Here is a 7,937-nt window from a genome sequence, read left to right as displayed (position 1 = left end):
AGTCGGCGACGACGTCTCCGATCCGAAGCAGGGTATCTCGGTCGCCAACAAGTTCGTCGCCGACTTCGAGCTTGATCTGCTCGCCGTTGATGCCGCCCTTGGCATTGATGTCGGCGACAGCAGCTTCCGCCCCCTTCTGCAGCTGCGCGCCGAAGGCGGCGTTCGGACCGGTGATCGGGCCCGCGACGCCCATCATTACGTCAGCCCACGCGCTGCCGCCGAACGCGACAAGCGCGGTCAGGGCGACGGCGGACAAAAGTGACTTTTTCATTTAAACGCTCCCATTAACGGAGTGGGCGTGGATGAAGCTTTCATGCGATGCCCACCCTTATCGCAGAAAGCATAGTTTGCCGATTTTCAGGCACTTGTCACGCCGATTCAATTTCGAGGCGGCGTTAATGATGAACGTCAACCTTTCGGTTTCCAGCTCAAGAGTGAAGCTCTTTCGTAGAGCCAATTATACTGTGTCACCATCTGGTTGGTGCGCGTGTATTGATAGCCGACGAAGCCGAGGATCATCAGCACGATGGTGTCGACGACATAATAATGCAGCGAGAACATGGTGCCGCCGAACAGCGCGTGATGGATGAAGCGGATCGCGATGCCGAGGCCCAGCACATAGGCGAACAGCTGGATGAAGCTGCGCCACGTCTGGGCACTGGCCTTGCCCGTCATCCACGCCGCCCAGCCGCCGAGCAGACAGGTGACGAAGAAGAACTGCCAGATCGAGGGTTCCTCGTAAAGAATGCCCTGCATGGTGAAGTCTCCCTAGCATGATCCCGAAAAGTTGCGGACTTTCCGGACAAAGATCATGCGACAAACAAACAATCTGGAGCGGAATAGCGGTGCACGCATTCCGCTTCGAACTCAGTGGTGTCCGCCCTCGAGATAGGCGGCGCGCACTTCCGGATTGGCGAGCAGTTCCTTGCCGGTGCCGCTCATCGTCACATTGCCGTTGACCATGACGTAGCCGCGCGTGGCGAGCTTGAGCGCGCCGAAGGCGTTCTGCTCGACCAGGAACACGGTCAGCCCCTGGGTGCGGTTCAGTTCGCGGATGGCGTCGAAGATCTGTTTGACGATCAGCGGCGCGAGACCCAACGACGGCTCGTCGAGCAAAAGCAGCTTCGGCCGTGCCATCAGCGCGCGTCCGATCGACAGCATCTGCTGCTCACCGCCCGACAGCGTGCCACCGCGCTGGGTGATGCGCTCCTTCAAACGCGGGAACAGCGTGAACACCTTCTCGACGTCCTCGTCATAGTGCTTGAGGTTGTCGAGGCTGGCGCCCATCTGCAGGTTTTCCATCACCGTCATGCGCGGAAAGATCCGCCGGCCCTCGGGCGATTGGGCAATGCGCATGCGCGCGATCTCGTGCGTCGGCATCTGGGTTATGTCGGTGCCGGCAAAGGTGATAGTCCCGGCGCGAGCCCGCGGCGCACCGAAAATAGTCATCATCAGCGTCGACTTGCCGGCGCCATTGGCACCGATCAGCGCCACGATCTCACCCTGCTTGACGGTGACATCGACGCCGTTCAGCGCCCGGATGTTGCCGTAATAGGTCTGCACGCCCTTGATATCGAGCAGCGTTGTCGCGGCCATCACTTGCCCCCTCCACGCTTGCCCGCCACGGGCTTGGCAGCGGTCTTGCTCGCGGTCTTTCCGGAGGCTGCCTTTGCAGTCTTTGCGGAAGCATGGCTCGTCGCCACCTTGCCCGCATCCACGCGGCGCGAAAATTCCGTGTCCCTGCCCTGGCCGAGCAGCCTGGCCTGTTTGACCCATTCCTCGCGCGCGATACGTCCGTCAAAAGCAAGATAGGCTTCGGCGGCCTCGACGTCGGCCTTTTTCCAGGCGCCGATCTGGTCGAAGTGGAAGATGCCGTGATCGTTGAGCTTCTTCTCGTTGACCGTACCGATGCCCTTTATGCGGGTCAAATTGTCGGCCTTGCCGCCGCGAGGCGCAGCCAGCCGGTTGGAGATCTCTCCAGTCTTCGCCGCAGGCTTGGCGGATGCGGTCGACTTCGCCGCCGTGCCGGTTGCCGCCTTCGACGTCGCTTTCGGAGCAGGCTTTGCCTTCGCCGGCGGCACGGCTGCCTGCGAGGCTGCCTTGTTTGCCGCGGCGAGCGACCTGGCGTCGACCTGACCGGCCTTTGACGCTCCCTTGGCCACCGTAACCCGCTCGCCCGAACTATGGCCGACCGTGTCGGTCACCGGCCCGGCGAGATAGGACGACGATGTTCCCGGACCGTGCGCGGCATCCGGCCCCGTATCGAGCTGTTCGATGACATCTTCGTCGCCGACTTCGGTAAGGACCGCTTCGACTTCCTCGTCGTCGACGCCGAGATAGGCGGCGATGACGCGCGGATCGGTGCGCACCGACTGCGGACTGCCGTCGGAGATCTTGCGGCCATACTCCAGCACCACGACATGGTCGGAGATCTGCATGACCACCGACATGTCGTGCTCGATCAACAGGATCGAGGCGCCGGATGTGTTCTTGATGTCGATCAGCAGCTCATTGAGCGCCGCCGATTCCTTCGGATTGAGGCCGGCCGCCGGCTCGTCGAGGCACAGAAGCTCGGGTCCCGTGCACATGGCGCGAGCGATCTCGAGACGGCGCTGCGCGCCATAGGGCAGGTCGCCGGCCGGGTCGTCGGCACGGTCGACAAGATCGGCCTTTTCCAGCCAATGCTTGGCGAGCTCCACCGATTCGGCCGAGGCCTTGCGATAGCCACTGAAGCCGAACAGGCCAAGCACCGTGTAGCCCGATGCCTTCATCAGTTTGTTGTGCTGGGCGACCAGCAGGTTCTCCAGCAGGGTCATGCCGGAGAACAGGCGGATGTTCTGGAAGGTGCGCGCCACCTTGGCGCGCGCCGGGATTTCATGGTTGGGCAGCCGCTCGAGCAGGAAGGTCGAACCATCGTTCCGGTTGAGCGTGATCATGCCTTCCGAGGGCTTGTAGAAGCCGGTGATGCAATTGAACACCGTGGTCTTGCCGGCGCCGTTGGGGCCGATCAGCGCGGTGATCTCGCCGCGCTTGGCGGCGAAAGACAGATCCCCGATGGCCACCAGGCCACCGAACTTCATCGACAGATGATCGACCTGAAGGATAGCGTCGTTCATGCCCGAAGCGGCTTTCTGAACAGGGTTCGCATTCATCAGCCGTGTCCTTCCTTGGTGAAGGAGCTTGAGACGGCCTTTCGCTCCTTCAGGAAGGCGGTTGGTTCACGACTGCCGACGAAGCCGCGCGGCTTCCACAGCATGACGATGACCATGGCCATGCCGAACAGCAGCATGCGGTAGAGTTCCGGTGTGAAGTCCGGTCCGAAGACCTGCTTGAGGAAGTCGAGTTCGCGCAACGCCTCGGTGCCGCCGATCATCACCATTGCGGCGACCGCTATGCCGACCAGCGAGCCCATGCCACCGAGAACCACGATGGCCAGGATAATGGCCGATTCCAGGAAGACGAAGGATTCCGGGCTGACGAAGCCCTGCCGTGCGGCGAAGAATGCGCCGGCGAAGCCGCCGAACATCGCACCCGTGGCAAAGGCCGTAAGCTTCGTGGTGGTGGTGTTGATGCCGAGCGAGCGGCAGGCGATCTCGTCCTCGCGCAACGCTTCCCAGGCACGGCCGACCGGCATGCGCCGCAGCCGGATGGTGACGAAGGCCGTCAGCAGCGCCAGCGCCAGGATCAGGTAATAGAGGAAGATCTTGTAGTAGGCGCTCGATGTCGCCAGATGCAGCACCTTGGCGACGTAATTGGGGTCCGACACGTTGAAGGTCATCAGGCCGAAGAAGGTGACCTTCGGGATGCCGGAAATACCGGCTGAACCGTTGGTGACCTCCCGCCAGTTGATCAGCACCAGGCGGATGATCTCACCGAAAGCCAAGGTGACGATCGCCAGGTAATCGCCGCGCAGGCGCAGCACCGGGAAACCGAGCAGCACGCCCCAGAAGGCGGCCATGGCGCCGGCGGCCGGCAAAAGGATCCAGAACGACAGGCCGTACTGCGTGCCGAGCAGCGCATAGGCATAGGCGCCGACCGCGTAGAAGGCCACATAACCGAGGTCGAGCAGGCCGGCGAGGCCAACGACAATGTTCAGGCCCCAGGCCAGCATCACATAGATCAGGATCTGGATGCCGAAATTGTCGACCCATTTCAGCGAGCCTTGCAGTCCGCCGACAAACGACCAGGACATCAGCGACAGGATCGCCACCACCAGGATCGGATAGAGGATCAGCGCCGCAATGCCGAGTTTGGTGAAGTTGGCATGAATGAAGCCGCGGAAATAATAGATCACGCAGGCCAGCACATAGATGACCGACAAGGCGCGCAGGAACTGCAGATAGCCCGCCGGCTCCGCTCCCACCCATCCGACGAGAGAGCTGTTGACCGCAAACAACACCACCGCCGCGACCAAGGCCACGATGAAGGCCGGCAACTGGAAGAAGCGTGACGCCACGCTGGCCGGCAGCAGGCCGGTGGCGACGTCGGTGATCTTCTGGTTGGCCAGGAAGGGCTGTCCATAGGCGACATAGAGGAAGCGCCCGACAGCCGTGGCGATAACCACGGCGGCAAGCAGGCCCCAGCGTGTCGTCAGGACCAGTTCATTGGAAATGTTCTGGCCGGTCTTCAGGCCGATGAACAGCACGAACAGGCCAAACGATATGGCAGCGGCATAGAGCGCCTCGCGCAACGCGCGCTGCATGGGGGTGGCGACGGTGTCGCGCTCCGGAGATACGGTGACGGCCATGGTCTCAGACCTTTTCGACTTCTGGCCGGCCCAATATGCCGGAAGGCAGGAAGATCAGCACGATGGCCAGGATCGAGAACGCCGCGACATCCTTGTAGTCGATCGAGAAATAGGCCGACCACATGCTCTCGATGAAGCCGATCATCAGCCCGCCTACCACCGCGCCCGGCAGCGAACCGATGCCGCCCAGCACCGCCGCCGTGAAGGCTTTCACGCCCGGCGTGAAACCATCCGAGAAGGCAATGACGCCGTAATACATCAGGAACAAAGTGCCGGCGACCGCGGCAAGGGCCGCACCCATGATGAAGGTGATCGAGATGGTACGGTCGACATCGATGCCGAGCAGCGCCGCCATCTTGCGGTCCTGCTCACAGGCCCGTTGCGCTCGTCCAAGCGAGGTCTTGTTGACCAGATACCAGAACAGCGCCAGCAGCAGCGCCGTGACGACGACAATGATGATCTGCTTCAGCGACACGCTGATGCCGTTGATGTTGTAAACCTGGCTGACCATCGGCGGGATCGGCTTGTTGCGGGGACCCTGCGTCACCTGGACGAAGTTCGACAGCGCGATCGACATGCCGATGGCAGTGATCAGCGGGGCCAGTCGGAACGAACCGCGCAGCGGCCGGTAGGCCACCTTTTCGATCGTCCAGTTGTAGAGGCTGGTGAGCAGCATCGCCACGATCATCATGATCAGCAGCGCCAGCACAACCGGCACGGAATAGAACAGCGCGCCAAGGGCGAGGAAGACGATCAGTGCCGTGAAGGCACCCACCATGAAGATGTCGCCATGGGCGAAATTGATCATACCGATGATGCCGTAGACCATCGTGTAGCCGATCGCGATCAGCCCATAGATCGATCCCAGCGTCAGCCCGTTGATAAGCTGCTGGACAAAGTACTGCATGTGTACATGGCTCCCCTGGAATGTCGCCCATGCAGACGCATTCCTTTTCGTATTTCCCCTAGTCGTAAAGTTTCGAGCCCGGATTGCAACGTCATTTTTCAATCGTCATGCGTGTTTTCGAAGCACGCCGCCCGATTGCCCGTTTTCCATCATCCGACCCCTGGACTATCGCGGACCCTACCATTGGCATAACGCAATGTCTTTGACGATTCGACCGCATCATGCGCCCCGTTTCGAAGAAATCGCCGTCAAAATTAGGTGATGAAAGGAATCCTTGCGTTTTTGGCACGATCCATTTTTCAGGTCGTTGCTTTCCGCAAGGTCAGGATTCCCATCACTTGACAACAAACCCGTGCGCGAACGGGTCGCGGTCGTCGATGAAGATGGTGTTCAGTCCGGTCATGCGCGCCCAGCCGCCGATCGAGGGAATGATGGCCGGCTTGCCGGCCACGCTGACATCCTTTTCGACCTTGCCCTTGAACAGCGAACCGATGATCGATTCATGCACGAAGCTGTCTCCGGCCTTGAGTTTGCCCTTGGCATGAAGCTGCGCCATGCGCGCCGAGGTGCCGGTGCCGCAGGGCGAGCGGTCAATCGCCTTGTCGCCGTAGAACACGGCATTGCGGGCATCCGCCCCATCCACCGTCGGCGCACCGGTCCACAGCATGTGCGACAGCCGGTTGATGCCAGGATTTTCCGGATGCACGAAGGAATATTTCTCGTTGAGCCGCTGCCGCACCACCGGGCTCCAGGCGATGAAGTCGCCCGCCGAATGATCGGCCATGTCGCGATAGTTCTCCTGCGGTTCGACGATGGCGTAGAAGTTGCCGCCATAGGCGACGTCGACGGTGATTTCACCGAGCCCAGGGCATTCGACCGTCAGCCCCTCGGCATGGAGGAAGGATGGCACATTGGTGATGCGCACCTCCTCGACATAGTCGCCGACCTGCTTGTATTCGGCGACGACCAGCCCGGCCGGCGTGTCGAGCCTGAGCACGCCCGGCGTCTTTGGTTTGATCAGTCCGTGCTCGATGGCCATCGTCACCGTACCGATCGTGCCATGGCCGCACATCGGCAGGCAGCCGGAGGTTTCGATGAACAGGATGGCGATGTCGCAATCCTCGCGCGTCGGCGGATAGAGGATCGAACCGGACATCACGTCGTGGCCGCGCGGCTCGAACATCAGCCCGGTGCGGATCCAGTCATACTCGGCCAGAAAATGCGCACGCCGCTCCATCATCGTCGCGCCCTGCAACAGCGGGCCGCCGCCGGCGACCAGCCGCACAGGATTGCCGCAGGTGTGGCCGTCTATGCAGAAGAAGGATTTCTTGGCCATGACGCTCCTCGAAAATCAAAAACCCGAAAAAATCAAAATCGTTGCGGACTGAAGGGGGCCAGATCGATCGGCGGAGTCTGCCCCAGGACAAGATCCCTGATCAACCGTCCGGTGGCCGCCGCCTGGGTCAGGCCGAGATGGCCATGGCCGAAGGCATAGACCACCGACCGCTTTCCCGGCGCGCCGCCGATGACGGGCACTGAATCCGGCAGCGAGGGGCGGAACCCCATCCATTCGCGCCCGCCCGAGGGATCGAGCCCTGGCAGGAATTTCTGTGCCTTCTGCAGCAGCGCCTTCGACCTGGCATAATTGGGCGGCCGCTCGATGCCGCCGAGTTCGACGGCGCCGCCGACGCGCAGGCCCGTTTCGAGCGGCGTGACGACGAAACCATGGCCGGAGAAGATCAGCATCCGCTTCACGTCGAAGGCACTCGTGGGCAAGGTGGTGTTGTAGCCGCGCTCGGTCTCCAGCGGAATGCGATCGCCGAGTTGCTTAGCCAGCAGATGCGACCAGGCGCCGGCGGCGACGACGAGGTGCCGGGCCTGTCTGGTCGTGCCGTCTGCCAACGTCAGCGTCGCTCCATCCTGATCCGCCGCGACTTGGCTGATCCGGACCAGCTCAAAGCGAGCGCCCTTGGCCTGCGCATAGGTCCACACCGCTTTGCCCAGCAGTTTCGGGTCGGCGACCGTCTTCCATCCCGGCACGAACGTGCCTTTGATGAAGCGCGGCGACAGGCCCGGCTGCAAGGCGGCCAGTTCCTCGCCCTCGACGTGGCGGAAACCGATGCCGAAACGCTTACGCGCCGCCCAGCCGGGCAGCCCGGCCTGAAATTCGGCTTCGCTTTCGTAAAGCTCGAGCGAGCCATCCTCGCGCAGCATCGACCGCGTGCCGGAGCGATCGAGCAAGCCCATCCACTCCGCCTCGGCAAGCTTCATCATGCCTGCTTG

The 7,937-nt window shown here is 62.0% G+C and carries 7 protein-coding genes and 1 pseudogene; all 8 read right to left on the bottom strand.

Going from position 1 to position 7,937, the window contains the following annotated elements:
- Nucleotides 1-67: 67 nt before the first annotated feature.
- Nucleotides 68-231 (bottom strand): annotated as a pseudogene (locus EN914_RS40105) (ABC transporter substrate-binding protein); the annotation flags it as partial.
- A 177-nt stretch (nucleotides 232-408) separates the two neighbouring features.
- Nucleotides 409-756 carry a DUF6867 family protein gene (locus tag EN914_RS03230; RefSeq protein WP_013529096.1) on the bottom strand — a complete coding sequence of 116 codons (348 nt, stop codon included), beginning with the start codon at nucleotides 754-756 and terminating at the stop codon, nucleotides 409-411.
- A gap of 111 nt (nucleotides 757-867) precedes the next feature.
- Nucleotides 868-1,596 (bottom strand): ABC transporter ATP-binding protein, encoded by a 729-nt coding sequence (locus EN914_RS03225; RefSeq protein ID WP_013529095.1) that lies wholly within the window; start codon nucleotides 1,594-1,596, stop codon nucleotides 868-870.
- A complete protein-coding gene (locus EN914_RS03220; RefSeq protein WP_013529094.1) occupies nucleotides 1,596-3,152 on the bottom strand; it encodes an ATP-binding cassette domain-containing protein in 1,557 nt (518 codons plus the stop codon). Before EN914_RS03220 ends, EN914_RS03225 begins: the two co-directional genes overlap by 1 nt.
- Nucleotides 3,152-4,747 carry a high-affinity branched-chain amino acid ABC transporter permease LivM gene (gene livM / locus EN914_RS03215; protein WP_013529093.1) on the bottom strand — a complete coding sequence of 532 codons (1,596 nt, stop codon included), beginning with the start codon at nucleotides 4,745-4,747 and terminating at the stop codon, nucleotides 3,152-3,154. The genes EN914_RS03220 and livM overlap by 1 nt, the downstream gene beginning before the upstream one ends.
- 4 nt (nucleotides 4,748-4,751) lie before the next feature.
- Complete coding sequence (locus EN914_RS03210; protein WP_013529092.1) at nucleotides 4,752-5,654, bottom strand: branched-chain amino acid ABC transporter permease; 903 nt, start codon at nucleotides 5,652-5,654, stop codon at nucleotides 4,752-4,754.
- A 334-nt stretch (nucleotides 5,655-5,988) separates the two neighbouring features.
- On the bottom strand, nucleotides 5,989-6,990 hold the full coding sequence (locus tag EN914_RS03205; protein WP_013529091.1) for a 4-hydroxyproline epimerase: 1,002 nt from the start codon (nucleotides 6,988-6,990) through the stop codon (nucleotides 5,989-5,991).
- A 32-nt stretch (nucleotides 6,991-7,022) separates the two neighbouring features.
- A partial coding sequence (locus tag EN914_RS03200) for an FAD-binding oxidoreductase (protein WP_164778647.1) occupies nucleotides 7,023-7,937 on the bottom strand: 915 nt, incomplete at its 5' end.

It is taken from the genome of Mesorhizobium sp. M7A.F.Ca.CA.001.08.2.1, from assembly GCF_003998455.1.
In the GTDB taxonomy this organism is placed as follows: Bacteria; Pseudomonadota; Alphaproteobacteria; order Rhizobiales; family Rhizobiaceae; genus Mesorhizobium; species Mesorhizobium ciceri.
This window is presented reverse-complemented; position numbering and strand designations above follow the sequence as displayed.

Coding starts and splice junctions, on each gene's coding strand:
- EN914_RS03210 (WP_013529092.1), bottom strand. CDS start 5,654: ATGCAGTACTTTGTCCAGCAGCTTATCAACGGGCTGACGCTGGGATCG.
- livM (WP_013529093.1), bottom strand. CDS start 4,747: ATGGCCGTCACCGTATCTCCGGAGCGCGACACCGTCGCCACCCCCATG.
- EN914_RS03230 (WP_013529096.1), bottom strand. CDS start 756: ATGCAGGGCATTCTTTACGAGGAACCCTCGATCTGGCAGTTCTTCTTC.
- EN914_RS03220 (WP_013529094.1), bottom strand. CDS start 3,152: ATGAATGCGAACCCTGTTCAGAAAGCCGCTTCGGGCATGAACGACGCT.
- EN914_RS03205 (WP_013529091.1), bottom strand. CDS start 6,990: ATGGCCAAGAAATCCTTCTTCTGCATAGACGGCCACACCTGCGGCAAT.
- EN914_RS03225 (WP_013529095.1), bottom strand. CDS start 1,596: ATGGCCGCGACAACGCTGCTCGATATCAAGGGCGTGCAGACCTATTAC.